We start from the raw sequence: 16927 nt of genomic DNA, 5'->3' as shown, positions 1-16927 counted from the left end.
GGAGGAAGAGGATCAGGAAGCGGCGTCGAGCGCGAGCTCGCCGGTCGCGATGCGCCGCACGACATCGATCAGCAGGCGGCGCTCGACGGGCTTGATGCGGTCGTGCAGGGTGTGCTCGGTGTCGCCGTCGAGGATCGGCACGCGCTCCTGCGCGAGGATCGGTCCGGTGTCGACGCCGTCGTCGACGACGATCACGCTGGCGCCCGTCTCGGCGACGCCGGCGGCGAGCGCATCGCGCACCCCGTGCGCGCCCGGGAACTCCGGCAGGTAGGCCGGGTGGGTGTTCACGAGACGCGGGGAGAACTGCGCCACGAGGGATGCGGGCAGCAGGCGCATGAGACCGCTGAGCACGACGAGGTCGGGGTTCCAGACGGCGAGCTGGCGGCCGAGCTCCTCGCCCCAGGCCTCGCGGCTCTCGTGCTCGTGCCACGGCACGGTGAAGCTGGGGATGCCGAACTCCTCGGCGTGGGCCAGGCCGTCGGCCTCGCGGTCGGCGCCCACGACGACCACCCGCGCGGGAAAGTCCGGGTGGCGGGCGGCCTCGAGGAGGGCACGAAGATTCGAGCCGGTGCCCGAGATGAGAACGGCGACCGTGAGCACGCGCCCAGTCTACCGGGGCGCGGGAGGGCGCCCCTCCCCGGTGACGTCGTCGAGCGGAGCCGTCTCCGCGAAGGGCAGAGGGGCGGCATCCGCTGGTGTATCGGCGGATCCGGCAGACGGCGTGGGCGATGCCGCGTCGCCGATCAGATCGTCGAGATCGGATGCCGTCATCTCGGCGACCCAGCGATCGGTGCGCTCCTCGGCGAGCTCGTCGCGGTTGCGCGGCGACAGCAGCAGGATCGCGGCGCCCAGCAGCACCTCTCCCCCGAGGGCGAGCGCGAAGGCGCCGACCGACGGGCCGGTCTCGGCCAGACGCCCCGGACCGATCGACCCGCTGGTGAGCAGCGCGGCGAGGGCGGCGACACCCGCGGTCACGGCGCCCATGCCGACGGCGATCACGGCGCGCGGCAGCATCCGCAGCGGCGTCCCCTCCCACACCAGGCGAGAGCGCACGGCCCAGCCGGCCACGGCACCGGCGGCGACCGGCAGCAGCACGACGATGAGCATCCAGATCGAGCTGTTCTCGGGCAGCAGCCCCAGCACCGGGATGCCGGGCACGACGCCGAGCTGCGTGCCCGCCGGAGACACCGCGGTACCGACGCCCACGGCGAATCCGGGTCCGGCGATCCACGACGCCGTCCAGACGAGGAGCGTCGGCAGGTAGAGGAACTGGGCGAGGGTGATCACGACCGCGCCGAGCACGTCGACACGTGCGGCCTGGAAGAGGGCGACGACCTCACCGCCGCGGAACAGCGTGAGGAGGGCGAGCGCTGCGGCCGAGACGCCGAGCACGGCGACGAGGGCGAACGCCGCTCCCCGCACGATGGCCGCGGGCACCGGGGTCCACTCGGTCCAGGCATCCAGACGGTCGTGGATCGCATCGATCGGCCCGCCGTCGCCGTCCTCCCAGACCACGCGCACCGCTCCGCACACCGCACCCGCGAGGTACACGGCCGCGGGCAGCAGGATCGCGAGGAGCAGGGAGGTCTTCGCCGCGTCGAGACGCGAGGTGAGGGCGACGCCGGCGGCGATCGCGGCGAACACGACCGTGCCCGAGAGCACACCGGTCACCCACGAGCCGGCGTTCGCGGCTCGCGCGCCCGAGCGCGCCGCGAACAGCAGGGTGAAGACCAGGAGGGCGAGCGGGGCGACCGAGACGGTGAAGGACGCCGCCGCCGCCGGAACACCGACCGCGACCAGCGCCGCGTCCGCGATCGTGATGTCGAGCGGTACCCCGTGCCCGAACGCCCACAGCGTGCCGGTCAGCGGCCAGAGCGCACCCCAGTCGGCCGCGGCGCCGAAGGCGAGGGTCCACAGCAGGGTCAGCGGCGCCAGGAGCACGGCGAGTCCGACGGCGGCCGCGATGGCGGCGTCGAACGCGGCGAGGAGGGCGACGAGAAGGCGTTGCATAGCCTTTCGAGACTACGACGAGAATCCGGGCGGATGCCGGTGGGCGCGCGCGGCGCGGGAGAGACGATATCGTCTCATCCGGAGGTTCACCCGAATGACAACTGCCCCGTCCCCCGCACCCACCGCCGCTGAGCCGAAGAACGCCCTGGATCGTTTCTTCGAGATCACCAAGCGCGGTTCCACCTTCGGCACCGAGATCCGGGGTGGCCTGGTGACGTTCGTCACGATGGCGTACATCGTGATCCTCAACCCGATCATCCTCGCGACGCCCGACGTCGACGGCAACGTGCTGTCCGGTTCCGCGGTCGCCGCCGCCACCGCGCTCACCGCCGGTGTGATGACGATCCTGTTCGGCGTGATCACGCGTCTGCCGTTCGCGTTCGCCGCCGGACTCGGCATCAACGCCTTCATCGCCTTCTCGGTCGTCGGCTCGGTGACCTGGCCCGAGGCCATGGCGCTCGTCATGATCAACGGTGTCATCATCGTGCTGCTGGCCGCGACCGGCCTGCGCAAGATGATCTTCGACGCCGTTCCCGTGCAGCTCAAGCTCGCGATCACGGTCGGCATCGGCCTCTTCATCGCCTTCATCGGCTTCGTGAACGCCGGTTTCGTGACCGCGACCGGCAACGCCTCGCCGCCCGTCGACCTCGGCATCGGTGGCTCCGTAGCCTCCATCCCGACCCTGCTCTTCGTCGTCACGCTGCTCATCGGCGGCGTGCTGACCGCGCTGCGCGTCAAGGGTGCGATCCTCATCGCCCTCGTCGGCGGCACCGTGCTCGGCGGCATCGTCAACCTCATCTGGCCGTTCGGCCTCGACTTCGGCTTCACCGGCTCGATCGTGGGCCTGCCCGACCTCAGCCTGGTCGGCCAGGTCGACTTCGGCTTCGACCTGCAGAAGGTCAGCATCGTCGCCCTCGTGATGTTCGTGTTCACGCTGCTGTTCTCGAACTTCTTCGACGCCATGGGCACCATGACGGGCCTCGCGAAGGAGGCCGACCTCGCCGACGAGAAGGGCGACTTCCCGCGCATCAAGTCCGCGCTCGTCGTCGAGGGCATCGGCGCGATCGCCGGTGGTGGCACCTCGTCGTCGTCGGCGACGGTCTTCGTCGAGTCGGGCGCCGGCATCGGCGAGGGCGCACGCACCGGATTCGCCACGCTCATCACGGGTGCGATGTTCCTGGTCGCGATGTTCTTCACCCCGCTGACCTCGCTCGTGCCCGGCGCCGTCGCGGCCGCCGCACTCGTGCTCGTCGGTGCGATGATGCTCGCTCAGATCAAGAACATCGATCTCAGCGACTTCCGCGTGCTGCTTCCGGTCTTCCTCACCGCCACGGTCATGCCGATGACCTACTCGATCGCCAACGGCATCGGCGCCGGCTTCATCAGCTGGATCGTCGTGAACGCCTTCTCCGGTCGCGCCAAGACGATCCACCCGCTGCTCTGGGTGGTCGGCGCGGGCTTCGTGATCTTCTTCGCCCGCGGGCCGATCGAGGCACTGTTCGGCATCGGCATCTGAGAGCGAGTCGACGGAGGGGCGGATGCTGCGGCATCCGCCCCTCTTTCGTGTCCGGAAGTCCCGTAGCGCGGGCCATCGCGCGGTGGTAGACCGGAATCCATGGATGCCGACGCGCAGCGGTACGTCACCGACGGCGGTCTCGAGACCGACCTGATCTTCCATCACGGCATCGATCTGCCGGAGTTCGCGGCCTTCGTGCTGCTCGACTCTCGCCGCGGACGGCGCCTGTTCCGGGAGTACTATCGCGCCTACGGCGACATCGCCCGCGCGAACGGCGCGGGCCTGCGCCTCGAATCGGCGACGTGGCGTGCGAGCGCCGACTGGGGTGCGCGGCTCGGATACGACGCGACGGCACTCGATCGGATCAACCGCGAGGCGGTGTCCCTGATGCGCGCGGTCGCGGAGGACTACGCCGACCTGCCCGATGTACGCCTGGTGGGAATGCTCGGCCCCCGAGGCGATGGGTACCGCCCCGGGACGTGGGATCCGACGACCGGAGCCGACGATGCGCTGACCTATCACCGTCCGCAGGTGCAGTCCTTGACCGCGGCGGGCGTCGACATCATCGCGGCGTACACGCTCTCCGACGCGGCCGAGGCGATCGGGATCGTGCGGGCGGCACGCGACGAGGGCATCCCCGTCGAGATCTCGTTCACCGTGGAGACGGACGGCCGCCTCGCGACGGGGAGCACGCTCGCCGAAACGATCGATCTGGTCGACGCGGGCTCACCCGCCGACGGCTATCTCCTCAACTGCGCGCATCCCGACCACTTCGCGCACGCCCTCGACGCGGCGACGGTGCCGAGGATCGTCGGACTCCGCCCCAATGCGTCGCGTCGGTCGCACGCAGAACTCGACGAGTCCGAGACCATCGACGAGGGCGACCCGGCAGACCTGGCGATCGCCGTGGCCGCCCTGGCCGAGCGGATGCCGTCGGTCCGGGTGATCGGCGGATGCTGCGGCACCGACGCCCGGCACGTCGCCCTCATGTGGGACGCCCTGGTCGAACACTGACGGGGCTCCCCGGGCATGAAAGAAGGCCCCGGGGTGGAGCCCGGGGCCTTCTCCTACAGCTTAGCGCTTAGAGCGACTCGACGATCGCGCGCATCAGGTCGGCGGTCTCGGACGGCGTCTTGCCGACCTTGACCCCGGCGGCCTCGAGGGCCTCCTTCTTGGCCTGAGCGGTTCCGGCCGAACCGGAGACGATCGCACCGGCGTGACCCATGGTCTTGCCCTCGGGAGCCGTGAAGCCCGCGACGTAGCCGACGACCGGCTTGGTGACGTGCGCCTTGATGTACTCGGCCGCACGCTCCTCGGCGTCGCCGCCGATCTCGCCGATCATGACGATGGCCTTCGTCTCGGGGTCGGCCTCGAACGCGGCGAGCGCGTCGATGTGCGTCGTGCCGATGACCGGGTCTCCGCCGATGCCGATGGCGGTCGAGAAGCCCAGGTCGCGCAGCTCGAACATCATCTGGTAGGTCAGGGTGCCCGACTTCGACACGAGGCCGATCGGTCCCTTGCCCGTGATGTTCGCGGGCGTGATGCCGACGAGCGCCTCACCGGGGGTGATGATGCCGGGGCAGTTCGGCCCGATGATGCGGGTCTTGTTGCCCTTGCTCTGGGCGTAGGCCCAGGCCTCGGCGGAGTCACCGACGGGCACGCCCTCGGTGATCACGACGAGCAGCGGGATCTCGGCGTCGATGGCCTCGACCATCGCGCTCTTCGTGAAGGCGCCCGGCACGAAGGCGATCGACACGTCGGCGCCGGTCTCCTTCATCGCCTCGGCGACCGAGGCGAAGACGGGCAGCTCGACGGCGTTGCCGTCCTTGTCGGTGTGCGAGACCGTGGTGCCGGCCTTGCGGGCGTTGACGCCACCGACGACCTGCGTGCCGGCCTTGAGCATGAGCGCCGTGTGCTTGGTGCCCTCGCCGCCGGTGATGCCCTGGACGATGACCTTGGAGTCCTTGTTGAGGTAGATCGACATTCTTCTAGTCCTTCAGTCTCAAGCGTTGGCGAGCTCGGCGGCCTTGTCGGCGCCCTCGTCCATGGTGGCGGCCAGGGTCACGAGCGGGTGCGCGTACTCGGCGAGGATCGCGCGACCCTCGTCGACGCGGTTGCCGTCGAGGCGCACGACGAGCGGCTTGGATGCCGTGGCACCCAGCGTCTCGAGCGCGCCCTTGATGCCGTTGGCGACGGCGTCGCACGCCGTGATGCCGCCGAACACGTTGACGAAGACGCTCTTGACCTGCGGGTCGCCGAGGATGACGTCGAGACCGGCGGCCATGACCTCGGCCGAGGCGCCGCCGCCGATGTCGAGGAAGTTGGCGGGCTTGACGCCGTTGTGGTTCTCACCGGCGTAGGCGACGACGTCGAGCGTCGACATGACGAGTCCCGCGCCGTTGCCGATGATGCCGACCTCGCCGTCGAGCTTCACGTAGTTAAGACCCGATGCCTTGGCCTTGGCCTCGAGCGGGTCGGCGGCATCCTTGTCTTCCAGAGCCTCGTGCTCGGGGTGACGGATCTCCGACGCGTTGTCGTCGAGGGTGACCTTGCCGTCGAGTGCGATGATGTCGCCCTCTTCGGTGCGCACGAGCGGGTTGACCTCGACGAGCGTCGCGTCCTCGCCCTTGTAGACGTCGAAGAGCTTCACGAAGACGTCGGAGACCTTCTCGACGAGGTCCTCGGGGAAGTTCGCGGCGCGCGCGATCTCGACGGCCTTCTCCTTGTCGATACCCGTGAGCGGGTTCACCTCGACGCGGGCGAGGGCCTCGGGGCGCTCGACGGCGAGCTCTTCGATCTCCATGCCGCCCTCGACCGAGCAGAGGCTCAGGTAGGAGCGGTTGGCGCGGTCGAGCAGCACGGAGAAGTAGAACTCCTCGGCGATGCGGGCGCCCTGGGCGACCATGACGCGCTTGACGATGTGGCCCTTGATGTCGAGGCCGAGGATGGCCTTGGCCGCCTCGTAGGCCTCTTCGGGGGTCTTGGCGACCTTGACGCCGCCGGCCTTGCCACGACCACCGGTCTTGACCTGCGCCTTGACGACGACGACGCCGCCGATCTTCTCCGCGGCTGCCTTCACCTCCTCGGGGGTGTCGGCGACGATGCCGGCGAGAACCGGCACTCCGTACTTCTCGAAAACGTCTCGTGCCTGGTACTCGTACAGATCCACTGTGGTTCCTTCACTGGGCTGCTGTCTGGTAATTCTCTCGATGTCGAGACATCGACCAGTCCCCCAGCCTACTACCTCGGACTGGACGCTCCTGCGGGCCCGGATGCTCCGCCGGGGCCCGCCCGCGTCACACCATCCGCATGCTCGACAGCGCGAGGTCTAGGCTCGTGCCATGCACGAATCCGCTGAACTGCGCACCGGCGTCGTGGCCGCTGCCCTCGAGCTCTTCGACACGCAGGGCTTCGATCAGACCTCGGTCGAGCAGATCGCGAAGGCGGCCGGCGTCTCGCGATCCACCTTCTTCCGCCAGTTCGGCGGTAAGGAGGACGTCGTCTTCGCCGACCACGAGGCACTGCTGGAGCGCCTGCGGGTGTTCCTCGCCGAGGGACACGACGATCCGTGGGGCGCGGTGTGCGCGGCATCCGAGTCGGTCTTCTCGCACTTCGCCCACGACCCCGAGCTCGCCCGCCGCCGCTATCGGATCGTGCGCGAGGTCCCGGTGCTGCGCGAGCGCGAGATCATCACGGTGTTCCGCTACGAGCGCCTGTTCGACGAGTACCTGCGCGGGGCCCTCCCCGGCGTCGACCCGCTCGACGCGGTCGGCTTCGCTGCCCTGGTGACCGCGGTGCACAACCACGTGCTGCGCCAGCTGCTGCGCGGCACGAAGAAGGTGCCTCTCGCGACCCTGCAGGCGGCACTGGCGGACGTGCGCCGTCGCTACGGCGTGCCGGCGGATGCCACGGCGAGCGCTCCCGACGATGTCGTCGTCGCCGTGTTCCCGCGGTCGATGCCGGTCGCCGAGGTCACGCGGCGCCTGCGCTCGCAGCTCGACTGAGCGCTCTGCGGCGGGTCCCTCGGGCAGGGTTCCGCTTTCGCGCTCCCGGAGTCGTGGAACTCAGTTTCGAGGAGTACGATACCTGGTGCCACGAAGGAGCCCCATGAGCATCGATTCCTCCCCCCTGCCCGGCGAGCGCGTCTCGTCGTACGACGTCACGGGACGGCAGGGCAGCGACTACTACGCCGTGTTCGCCGACATCCCGGATGCCGATCGTGCCGCCTGGGAACGCGCGCAGGCGTACGTCAACGAGGTCGCCCCGCAGATGGCCGACGCCTGGGACCGGGCCGAGTACCCGCTGACCGCCGCTCGCCGCCTGGGCGAGATGGATCTGGTCGTCGACGGCGTCGAGCACCCCGCCCTCACGCGTCTCTCCCCTCTCGCCGCCGGACTGGTCAACATGGAGGTCTCGCGAGGCGACGGCTCCCTCGGCACGATCCTCGCGGTGCAGGGTGGTCTCGCGCTCCGCACCCTCGCACTGTTCGGCTCGCCCGCGCAGCAGGAGAAATGGCTGACGGCCCTCGCCGACGCGAGCGTGCTGGGGTCCTTCGCCCTCACCGAGCCCGACCACGGGTCGGACTCGGTCTCACTCGAGACGGTCGCGCGCCGCGACGGCGACGCCTGGGTCATCAGCGGCACGAAGAAGTGGATCGGCAACGGGGCATCCGGCGGGATCACCTTCGTCTGGGCGCGCGTCGACGACGAATCCGCCGACGAGCACGGCGCCGTGCGCTGCTTCCTCGTCGAGCAGGACACCCCCGGATACACCGGCACCGTCATCCGCGGAAAGGCGTCGCTGCGTGCGATCCACCAGGCGCACATCCGCCTGGACGACGTGCGCGTTCCCCTCGACGCCGTGCTCCCCGGAACGCACAGCTTCAAGGATGCGTCGGTCGTGCTCTACGCGACCCGCTCCGGCGTCGCCTGGTCGGCACTCGGCCACGCCACCGCCTGCTACGAGGCCGCCCTGGCGTACGCGACCCAGCGCGTGCAGTTCGGCAAGCCGCTCGCGAAGTTCCAGATGGTGCAGGAGCGCCTCACCCACATGCTCGAGGACCTCACCGCGATGCAGCTCTACTGCCGCCGGATGGCCGACCTCGAGACGGCGGGCGCGTTGCGTCCGACGCAGGCGTCGCTCGCGAAGTTCCACAACACCCGCGCCGCACGCCGCATCGCCTCGACCGCCCGCGACCTGCTCGGGGGCAACGGCATCCTGCTCGAGAACGGCGTGATGCAGCACCTCGCCGACATCGAGGCGATCCACACCTACGAGGGCACGGAGAGCGTGCAGGCGCTGCTTCTCGGGCGCGACATCACCGGGATGAGCGCGTTCGCCTGACGGTGGAGGACGGATGCCGGCGAGCGGCGCTCAGTCGCAGCCGCAGCCGCCCGACGGCGTCTTGACCATGAAGCACACGTCGCACACACCGTAGTCGCGCTCGGTCACCGGCTTCGGCGCCTTCTCGCGCGGCACCGACGGCGTGCGCGGGGTCGAGGAACGCTTCGCCGCACGCGCGGGGACGGAGGGCGCGTACTCGCTCGGGTGGGTGACGTAGAAGTACGGCGCACGCCCCTCGCTGGGCTGCAGGCGCAGCGGGGTGGAGCCGACGACGATCGTCTCGTCCTCGGCGAACCCGTTCGTGTAGGTGCGCCCGATGTGGAGCGAGGCGTGGTCGCCGCGGCGCAGGGCCTCGATGTAGCGGCCGCGGTCGATGAACGAGGTCACACCCACGGCGTCGACGATCGCGCCGATGAACTCGTGGTTCACCGGGTCGATGCGGTGCGCGCGCAGCGCCTCCGCGAGGGAGCGGTAGGGACGGGAGGTGCCGGTCGGGGTCGGGCCCTGTACTTCGTTCATCCCTTCCAGGATCGCACGATCCCGGGGCCGTCTCGACCGCTTCCGCTCCCCGCCCCCGGCGCGGGCCGTGCAAGACTGGCGGCATGGTGCGGGCGACGATCATCGGCAGCGGGCCCAACGGTCTGGCGAGCGCCGTGTCGCTCGCCAGGGCAGGGTACGAGGTGCGGGTACTCGAGGCGTCCGACACGATCGGTGGCGGCGTGCGCACGACCGACGGCATCCTTCCCGGCTTCCGCCACGACGTCTGCTCCGCCGTGCACCCGGCGGCACTCGCCTCGCCGTTCTTCCGCGCCTTCGGCCTCGCCGACCGCATCGACTGGATCCGTCCCGAGATCTCCTACGCCCATCCGCTCGACGGCGGCCGTGCGGCGATCGCCTGGCGCGGCATCGAGAAGACGTCCGCCGCCCTCGGGGCCGACCGTGATGCATGGCTCGCTCGACTGCGGCCGCTGAGCGGGCACATCGACGGGGTCGTCGATTTCACCGGCCATCAGATCCCGCGCTGGCCGCACGAGCCGCTCACCGCCGCGCGTTACGCCCTGCGGATGCTCGACCAGGGCACACCGCTCGCCTCGCGCGCCTTCCGCACCCCGGAGGCGGCGGCCCTGATCACGGGCGTGCTCGCGCACGCCAATACGCCCGTTCCCTCGCTCCCCGGCGCGGCGGCCGGGCTTCTGCTCGCCGCCCTCGGTCACGCACAGGGCTGGATGTATCCGCGCGGGGGCGCCCAGCGGATCGCCGACGCGCTCGTCGCCGACCTCGAGGCGCACGGCGGTCGCGTCGAGACGGGGCTGCACGTGCGCGACCTCGGCATCCTCGACTGGGGCGATCCCGCGCGCGGCGACCTGCTCCTGCTGAACACCTCGCCGCGTCTCGCCCTGACCCACCCCGGAATCCCCGCCGGGTACGCTCGCGCACTCTCCCGCTACCGGTACGGGCCGGCCGCGGCGAAGGTCGACTTCGAGCTCGACGGACCGGTGCCGTGGGCGAACGCCGACGTGGCGCAGTCGCCGACCGTGCACCTCGGCGGCACACGTGAGGAGGTGCGGGCGAGTGAGAACGCCGTCGCCCGTGGGCGGGTGAGCGAGCGCCCGTACGTGCTCGCGGTCCAGCCCTCCGTCTTCGACGCCACCCGCGCACCCGAGGGCAAGGCCGTGTTGTGGACCTACATCCACGTTCCCCTCGACTCGGACCTCGACGCGACCGAGCTGATCACGCGTCAGGTCGAGCGCTTCGCCCCGGGGTTCCGAGACCGCATCCTCGCGCACCGCTCGGTGCCGGCATCCGCACGCGAGGCCGTCAACCCGGCCGAGATCCGTGGCGACGTGCTCGGCGGGGCGTTCACGATGCGGCAGGCGCTGCAGCGGCCGACGCTCTCCGCAGCCCCGTGGCGCACGCCGATGCCCGGCGTCTATCTCGCCTCCGCCGCGACCCCGCCCGGGCCCGGCGTCAACGGCATGTCGGGATGGCTCGCCGCCCGCACGGCCCTCGCCGACGCCGGCGAGCCGCACGAGCTCGGCGACCTCTTCCCCTGACGCCCCATTCCCGTGAGGGGTCAGGACACGCCGCGCCTCGCGGCGCCGGCGCGGCATGTCGTGACTCCTCGCGTCCCCTTCCGCCGCGCGCACGTGCTCGCCAGGATGGAGGCATGCGCTACGACATCCCCGCCCCGATGCTCGCGAAGGCCGCGGCGACCGTGCCCGATCCGGCGAAGACGCCCGGCGGCCTGCTCTTCGAACCCAAGTGGGACGGGTTCCGCGGCCTCATCGCGTGGGACGGCGAGACCGTCGAGATCGGATCCCGCGGAGCCAAGCCGCTCACCCGATACTTCCCGGAACTGGTGGAGGCGATCCCGGAGCTGCTCCCCCGCCCGTGCCTGCTCGACGGCGAGATCGTCGTCGCGACCGGCGCGGAAGGAGAGCAGCGTCTCGACTGGGAGGCGCTCAGCCAGCGCATCCACCCCGCAGCCTCCCGCGTGGCGCGCCTCGCCGCCGAGACACCGGCGATGTTCATCGCGTTCGACCTGCTCGCGGAGGGCGACGACGACCTGCTCGACCGGCCGTTCTCGGAGCGCCGGGCTCGCCTGGAGTCGCTTCTGGCGGACGTGGCGCATCCCGTGCACATCACCCGTACGACGCGTGATCACGATGCCGCCGTGCGCTGGCTCGCGGAATTCGAGGGCGCCGGGCTCGACGGGGTCGTCGCGAAGCCGCTCGACCAGCCCTACGCCCCCGGCAAGCGCACGCTGATCAAGGTCAAGCACGCCCGCACGGCCGACGTCGTGGCGCTCGGATACCGCATCCACAAGTCCGGCGCGGGAGTCGGCTCGCTCCTCGTCGGCCTCTACGACGAGGACGGAACGCTGCGCCAAGTGGGCGGCGTCGCCGCGTGGAGCGACGCGCGCCGCCGCGACCTCGTCGAGGAGCTCGCGCCCCTGGTCGAGCGCGACGAAGCCGGAGACGCCGTCACCGGCGAGGGCGAGCGATCGCGCTTCACCGGATCGAAGGACGTCTCCTTCGTGCGCCTGCGTCCGGAGCGCGTCCTCGAGGTGCGCTACGACCAGCTCGAGGGTGCGCGCTTCCGCCACACCGTGCAGTTCGAACGCTGGCGTCCCGATCGCGAAGCGCGCTCGTGCACCTACGCGCAGCTCGACTCGGTCGCGGGATACGACCTCGCCGACGTGATCGGCTGACTCAGTCCTTCGCGGCAGGCTCCCCGTCGGCATCCCAGTGCGCCGCCACCTTCTTGCTGGGCTGCACGCGCGGCGGCTCCCCCGGCATCTTGGGGAACTCGGGTGGGAACGACAGCTCGCCCAGGCCGTCTTCGACGTCGCGCTCCCACCAGGCGAGAAGGGTGTCGATGCGTCCGGGCTTCTGCTGCTTGTCGGCCCACGGGTCGCCGATCTCGTCGAGGCGCTGCGGAACGCTGCGCACCGTGAACCTCGTCGGATCGAGGCCCTCGAGCTCGTCCCAGTGCACCGGGGTCGACACGGTCGCACCCGGCAGGGCACGCGGACTGTAGGCGCCCGCCATCGTTCGATCACGGTTGGCCTGATTGAAGTCGATGAAGATGCGCTCTCCGCGCTCCTCCTTCCACCAGCTCATCGTGACCCGATCGGGCATCCGGCGTTCGAGTTCCCGCCCCGCGGCGATGACCGCGTGGCGCACGTCGAGGAACTCGTGGGTGGGTTCGATCGGCGCGAACACGTGCAGACCGCGATTGCCGCTCGTCTTCGCGAACGCCTCGAGTCCCGCCTCGCTCAGCACCTCCCGCAGGCCGTGGGCGGCGGTGACGGCATCCGCGAAGTCCGTGCCCGGTTGCGGATCGAGATCGATGCGCAGTTCGACGGGGTTGTCGGGGTCACTCGCGAGCGACGCCCACGGGTGGAACACGATCGTATTCATCTGCACGGCCCAGACGATCGCCGACGGCCGGTTCAACACGATCTGCGGATGCCGCCGCCCGCTGTTGTAGGTCACCGTCACGGCGTCGACGTAGTCGGGAGTGCCCTTCGGCGGATTCTTCGAGAAGAAGCCCTCGCTCCCCACGCCGTCACGGAACCGCTCGAGCGATACCGGTCGGTCGCCGTTCGACGCGAGGAAGGGATCGGCGACCCACTGCACGTAGTCGGCCAGCTCGGCCTTGGTGACCCCGACCTCCGGCCACACGACCCGGTTGGGGCTGGAGAGCACGACCTCGCGCTCCCCCTCGGGGTCGGACACGGTCACGGGCACACGTTCGGAGGCCATGCAACGACCCTAGAGCGCGGCTGTCGCCCGCGGAAGGGCGTGCCGCAAGCAGGGCCCCTCCGTCGTGTGGTGTCAGTCCTCGGTCGCGGAGGCGAGTTCGAGCACGCGCGTGAGGGCATCGCGTTCGACGATGAGGGTGGGACCCGCCGGATCGATCACGACGCCCGCCATCTCGGTGTGCCCCGCGAGCACCTTCGCGAGCTGCGCGGGCTCGAAGGGCAGCGGTCGGTCGCCGCGGCCGAGGGCGATGACCTCGAGCGGGTGCGAGAACAGCTGCAGGAAGCGCTTGCCGTCGGTCGTCTGCGCCTCGGCGATACCCACCTGGCCGTCGGCGCCACCGTCGTTCACGGCCACCCACATGCGCGTCTCGGCGAGCGCCTCGCCCGCACGGGTCGCGGAGTCCTGCTCGCGCGGGGCCGCGACGATGGCCTTGACCGTCATCTCGGCATCGGCCTGCTCGAGCGTCTTCTGCAGCAGCTCGGTCGGGAACACCACCCGGTGCGGCGCGGAGGCGTTGTCGATGATGAGGCCCGCGAAGTCGCCGGCGACGACCTGCTGCATGACGGAGGTCGAGGGCTGCGCCACGGCCGATGTCGAGGAGGGGTCGGCTTCGAGCTTCACCGAGTCGCGCACGGCGGCGGCCGAACTGAAGGCCAGCATGAACTGGCGCTCCTCGTCGCGCACGACGGCGACGGCGAGGGGCTTGCCCTCGGCGATCTGCGCACGGGCATCGCCGTTCACGCGGATGAAGAGGTGTCCCTGCAGCGCCTGCCGCATGACGCCGAGCAGCTGCTCGTTGCTCGCGCCCTTCTCGACCTGCTTCAGGGCCTCGCGCAGCAGCACGTTGTCCTTCATGCCGGGAACGGACTCGGTCTGCTCGGGCGGCGACGCGGGGGCGAGAGGCAGACGCGGCTCGGCGGCGGGAGCGGCAGGGGCGGCGGGCGCCGTAGGCGCGGTCTGCACGGCCGGAGCGGGCGTCGCGTCGGGGTCGGGCAGCGAGACCTCGGGACCCGCCTCCGCTCCGACGCCGCGGAAAGCCTGCACCGAGATGCCGATCGACGGAGCGGCGGGGGCTTCCTCCGCCGCGGCGACCGGAGCCTCATCCGCCGGCGTCTCGACCGCCTCGGCGGCGTCGGGTGCGGAGGTGACGGCGTCGTCAGCGGACTTCTTGCGGCGGGAGAAGAGGGCCATATGAGCCAGCCTAACCCTCCGCGGCTCCGCCCTCGGCGGCGGTGGGCCCGGCAGCACCGGGCCGGTGCCGTCAGATCTTCTCGATCGGTGCGACCTTGATGAGGAGCTTCTTCTGCCCGGCGGTGTCGAAGCGCACGTGCGCGATGCGCTTGGCGCCCTCACCGGTGACGGCGTCGACGCGACCCTCGCCGAAGTCGACGTGGCGGATGCGGTCCCCCGCGGTGAGTTCGAGGTCGCCGTTGTCGCGCACCTTGGCCGTGACGCGGTTCGGGAAGCGGTCCATGGCGGTCGAGAGGGGCTTGAGCGAATCGCGGCCCGGCAGCGGCTTGACTCCGAAGCGATCGCCGGAGCCGGCACCCGACCCCGATCCTCCGAATCCGCCCGCACGGCGCGCGTTGAGGGCGCGCGACTGCATGCCCCCGCGGGAGTTGACGTCTCCCGGAGACTGGCGCCAGTCGATCAGAGCGACCGGGATCTCCTGCAGGAAACGACTCGGCATCGCGACGGTCACCTCGCCGAACTGCGCCCTGGTCATCGCGAGCGACAGGTGCAGGCGCTTGCGAGCACGGGTGATACCGACGTAGAAGAGCCGACGCTCCTCCTGCGGACCACCGGGCTCGCCGGCCGAGATGCGGTGCGGGATGAGGTCTTCCTCGACACCCGTGACGAAGACCGCGTCGTACTCGAGGCCCTTGGCGGTGTGCATCGTCATGAGAGACACGGTGCCCGACTCGTCGTCGAGGTCATCGGCATCCGCCACGAGCGCCACATCGGTGAGGAAGTCGACGATCGTGCCCTCGGGGTTGTTGCGTGCGAAATCGCGGGCGACGGCGACGAACTCGTCGAGGTTCTCGACGCGCGCTTCGTCCTGCGGGTCGCGGCTGGCGCGCAGCGCATCGAGGTAACCGCTCTTGGCGAGCAGCAGGCTCAGGCCGTCGGCCACGGTCGTCGGAGCCGGCACCTCGCCCGTCGGCGGCAGCATGATGGCCGTCGCCTCGGTGAGCACGGCGTCGAGCTGCGCGATCGCCGCCTGGATCTTGGGGCCGAAGCCGAGCTGTGCCGGCATAGACAGGGCGTCGCGGAACGTGATCCCCTGCTCCTCGGCGAAGCGGGCGATGGCCGTCTCGGTCACATCGCCGATGCCGCGACGCGGCTTGTTGAGGATGCGGCGCACCGCCATCTCGTCGGCGGGGTTCGCGACCGCCACGAGATACGCCAGCGCATCCTTGATCTCGGCTCGCTCGTAGAACTTGGTACCGCCCATGATCTTGTACGGCACCGCCGAACGGATGAAGATCTCCTCGAGCGCACGCGACTGGGAGTTCGTGCGGTAGAAGACCGCCATCTCGGAGTACGGCATGCCGGCGCGGTGCAGCGCCTCGACCTCGTCGGCCACGAACTGCGCCTCGTCGTGCTGCGAGTAGCCGGTGAAGCCGATGATCTTGTCGCCCTCGCCCCGGTCGCTCCAGAGCTTCTTCTCCTTGCGGTCGAAGTTGTTGCCGATCACCGCGTTGGCCGCCGAGAGGATGTTCTGCGTCGAGCGGTAGTTCTGCTCGAGCAGCACCACGCGCGCCCCGGGGAAGTCGCGTTCGAACTCGCTGATGTTGCGGATGTCGGCGCCGCGGAACGCATAGATCGACTGGTCGGAGTCGCCGACGACGGTGAGCGAGGCGCCAGCGGTGTCGGCGTTCTTCGGCTCGGGCTCCGGCTCGAAGATCATCATGCCGTTCGAGGCATACGGGTCGGGTGCCGACGACGATGCGAGGGGCCGCGTGAGCTCGTGGATGAGCGCGTACTGCGCGTGGTTGGTGTCCTGGTACTCGTCGACGAGGATGTGCCGGAACCGACGGCGATACGTGTCGGCCACCTCGGGGAACGCGCGGAACAGATAGACCGTCTGCCCGATCAGGTCGTCGAAGTCGAAGGCGTTCGCCTTCTGCAGCTGGCGCTGGTAGTCGGCGAAGACCTCGACGAAGATCCGCTCGGCGGGGTCCGACATGTTGGCCTGCCGCGCATAGGACTCGGCATCCGACAGCTCGTTCTTGAGCTTCGAGATGCGCGACTGCACGGATGCCGGGGTCAGCCCGAAGGCGTCGGCCTCGTGCTCCTTGACCAGACGCTTGATGAGCGCGCGGGAGTCACCCGAGTCGTAGATCGTGAACGACTTGGTGAACCCGAACTGCTGCGCCTCGCGCCGCAGGATGCGCACGCATGCCGAGTGGAAGGTCGAGATCCACATGCCGCGCGCCGCATCGCCGATCAGGCCCTCGACGCGCTCGCGCATCTCGCCCGCCGCCTTGTTGGTGAAGGTGATCGCGAGGATCTGGCTCGGCCAGGCCTCGCGGCTGCGCAGCAGCGACGCGATCCGACGCGTGAGCACGCTCGTCTTGCCCGATCCGGCCCCCGCGACGATGAGCAGCGCGGGACCGCGATAGGTGACGGCTTCGAGCTGCTGCGGGTTGAGGCCGGCGAGGAGGTCGTCCTGACCCTGCGGGCCGGCGGTTCCGGGAACGATGAGAGGAGCTTCGGTCATGGCTCTACGAGTCTAGGCGGCGCCACCGACACCACCGCCGCCCGTCTCCTCCCGCGCACGGTCCGG

Annotated in this window: 14 protein-coding genes; 6 read left to right on the top strand and 8 right to left on the bottom strand. The window is 70.4% G+C overall.

Annotation, left to right across the window (positions count from 1 at the left end; genetic code table 11):
- Positions 1-12 precede the first annotated feature (12 nt).
- Both purN and ACZ5Y9_RS06100 read right to left on the bottom strand, forming a co-directional pair.
- Positions 13-600, bottom strand: coding sequence for a phosphoribosylglycinamide formyltransferase (gene purN / locus ACZ5Y9_RS06105; RefSeq protein WP_247623134.1), 588 nt, complete (start codon positions 598-600; stop codon positions 13-15).
- A 9-nt stretch (positions 601-609) separates the two neighbouring features.
- Complete coding sequence (locus ACZ5Y9_RS06100; protein ID WP_464472548.1) at positions 610-2010, bottom strand: cell division protein PerM; 1401 nt, start codon at positions 2008-2010, stop codon at positions 610-612.
- A gap of 94 nt (positions 2011-2104) precedes the next feature.
- On the opposite strand from ACZ5Y9_RS06100, the gene ACZ5Y9_RS06095 reads away from it, so the two are divergent.
- Both ACZ5Y9_RS06095 and ACZ5Y9_RS06090 read left to right on the top strand, forming a co-directional pair.
- Positions 2105-3526: an NCS2 family permease gene (locus ACZ5Y9_RS06095; protein WP_464472547.1), complete on the top strand. Its 1422-nt coding sequence runs from the start codon at positions 2105-2107 to the stop codon at positions 3524-3526.
- 99 nt (positions 3527-3625) lie between these two features.
- Positions 3626-4540, top strand: a complete 915-nt coding sequence (locus ACZ5Y9_RS06090) for a homocysteine S-methyltransferase family protein (RefSeq protein ID WP_464472546.1) — start codon at positions 3626-3628, stop codon at positions 4538-4540.
- A 67-nt stretch (positions 4541-4607) separates the two neighbouring features.
- On the opposite strand, the gene sucD is transcribed toward ACZ5Y9_RS06090, so the two are convergent.
- Together sucD and sucC are read right to left on the bottom strand one after the other, a co-directional pair.
- The gene (gene sucD / locus ACZ5Y9_RS06085) at positions 4608-5510 is read right to left on the bottom strand and encodes a succinate--CoA ligase subunit alpha (RefSeq protein ID WP_247623138.1); all 903 of its coding nucleotides are present in this window, start codon (positions 5508-5510) and stop codon (positions 4608-4610) included.
- A gap of 18 nt (positions 5511-5528) precedes the next feature.
- Positions 5529-6695 (bottom strand): ADP-forming succinate--CoA ligase subunit beta, encoded by a 1167-nt coding sequence (gene sucC / locus ACZ5Y9_RS06080; protein WP_247632721.1) that lies wholly within the window; start codon positions 6693-6695, stop codon positions 5529-5531.
- Positions 6696-6867: 172 nt separating this feature from the next.
- On the opposite strand from sucC, the gene ACZ5Y9_RS06075 reads away from it, so the two are divergent.
- Together ACZ5Y9_RS06075 and ACZ5Y9_RS06070 are read left to right on the top strand one after the other, a co-directional pair.
- Positions 6868-7530 (top strand): TetR/AcrR family transcriptional regulator, encoded by a 663-nt coding sequence (locus ACZ5Y9_RS06075; RefSeq protein ID WP_247623140.1) that lies wholly within the window; start codon positions 6868-6870, stop codon positions 7528-7530.
- Positions 7531-7633: 103 nt separating this feature from the next.
- Positions 7634-8869 carry an acyl-CoA dehydrogenase family protein gene (locus tag ACZ5Y9_RS06070; protein ID WP_247623141.1) on the top strand — a complete coding sequence of 412 codons (1236 nt, stop codon included), beginning with the start codon at positions 7634-7636 and terminating at the stop codon, positions 8867-8869.
- Positions 8870-8899: 30 nt separating this feature from the next.
- Here the strand turns inward: ACZ5Y9_RS06070 and ACZ5Y9_RS06065 are convergent, their stop codons facing one another.
- Entirely contained in the window at positions 8900-9388 is a 489-nt protein-coding gene (locus ACZ5Y9_RS06065; RefSeq protein ID WP_247623142.1) for a hypothetical protein, read from the bottom strand.
- A gap of 83 nt (positions 9389-9471) precedes the next feature.
- On the opposite strand from ACZ5Y9_RS06065, the gene ACZ5Y9_RS06060 reads away from it, so the two are divergent.
- Positions 9472-10923 carry a phytoene desaturase family protein gene (locus tag ACZ5Y9_RS06060; RefSeq protein WP_464472545.1) on the top strand — a complete coding sequence of 484 codons (1452 nt, stop codon included), beginning with the start codon at positions 9472-9474 and terminating at the stop codon, positions 10921-10923.
- Positions 10924-11036: 113 nt separating this feature from the next.
- Positions 11037-12080, top strand: coding sequence for an ATP-dependent DNA ligase (locus tag ACZ5Y9_RS06055; RefSeq protein ID WP_336640814.1), 1044 nt, complete (start codon positions 11037-11039; stop codon positions 12078-12080).
- Between the two features lies 1 nt (position 12081).
- Here ACZ5Y9_RS06055 and ligD read toward each other — a convergent pair whose 3' ends face one another.
- The 3 genes from ligD to ACZ5Y9_RS06040 form a co-directional block, all read right to left on the bottom strand.
- Complete coding sequence (ligD, locus tag ACZ5Y9_RS06050; RefSeq protein ID WP_464472544.1) at positions 12082-13137, bottom strand: non-homologous end-joining DNA ligase; 1056 nt, start codon at positions 13135-13137, stop codon at positions 12082-12084.
- Between the two features lie 72 nt (positions 13138-13209).
- Positions 13210-14328, bottom strand: coding sequence for an SseB family protein (locus ACZ5Y9_RS06045; protein WP_464472543.1), 1119 nt, complete (start codon positions 14326-14328; stop codon positions 13210-13212).
- A gap of 70 nt (positions 14329-14398) precedes the next feature.
- Positions 14399-16861, bottom strand: a complete 2463-nt coding sequence (locus ACZ5Y9_RS06040; RefSeq protein ID WP_247632728.1) for an ATP-dependent helicase — start codon at positions 16859-16861, stop codon at positions 14399-14401.
- Between the last annotated feature and the right edge of the window lie 66 nt (positions 16862-16927).

Source organism: Microbacterium sp. T3-8 (assembly GCF_055398145.1).
The sequence above is the reverse complement of the archived record's forward strand: the minus strand, read 5'-3'. Positions and strand labels throughout refer to the sequence as shown.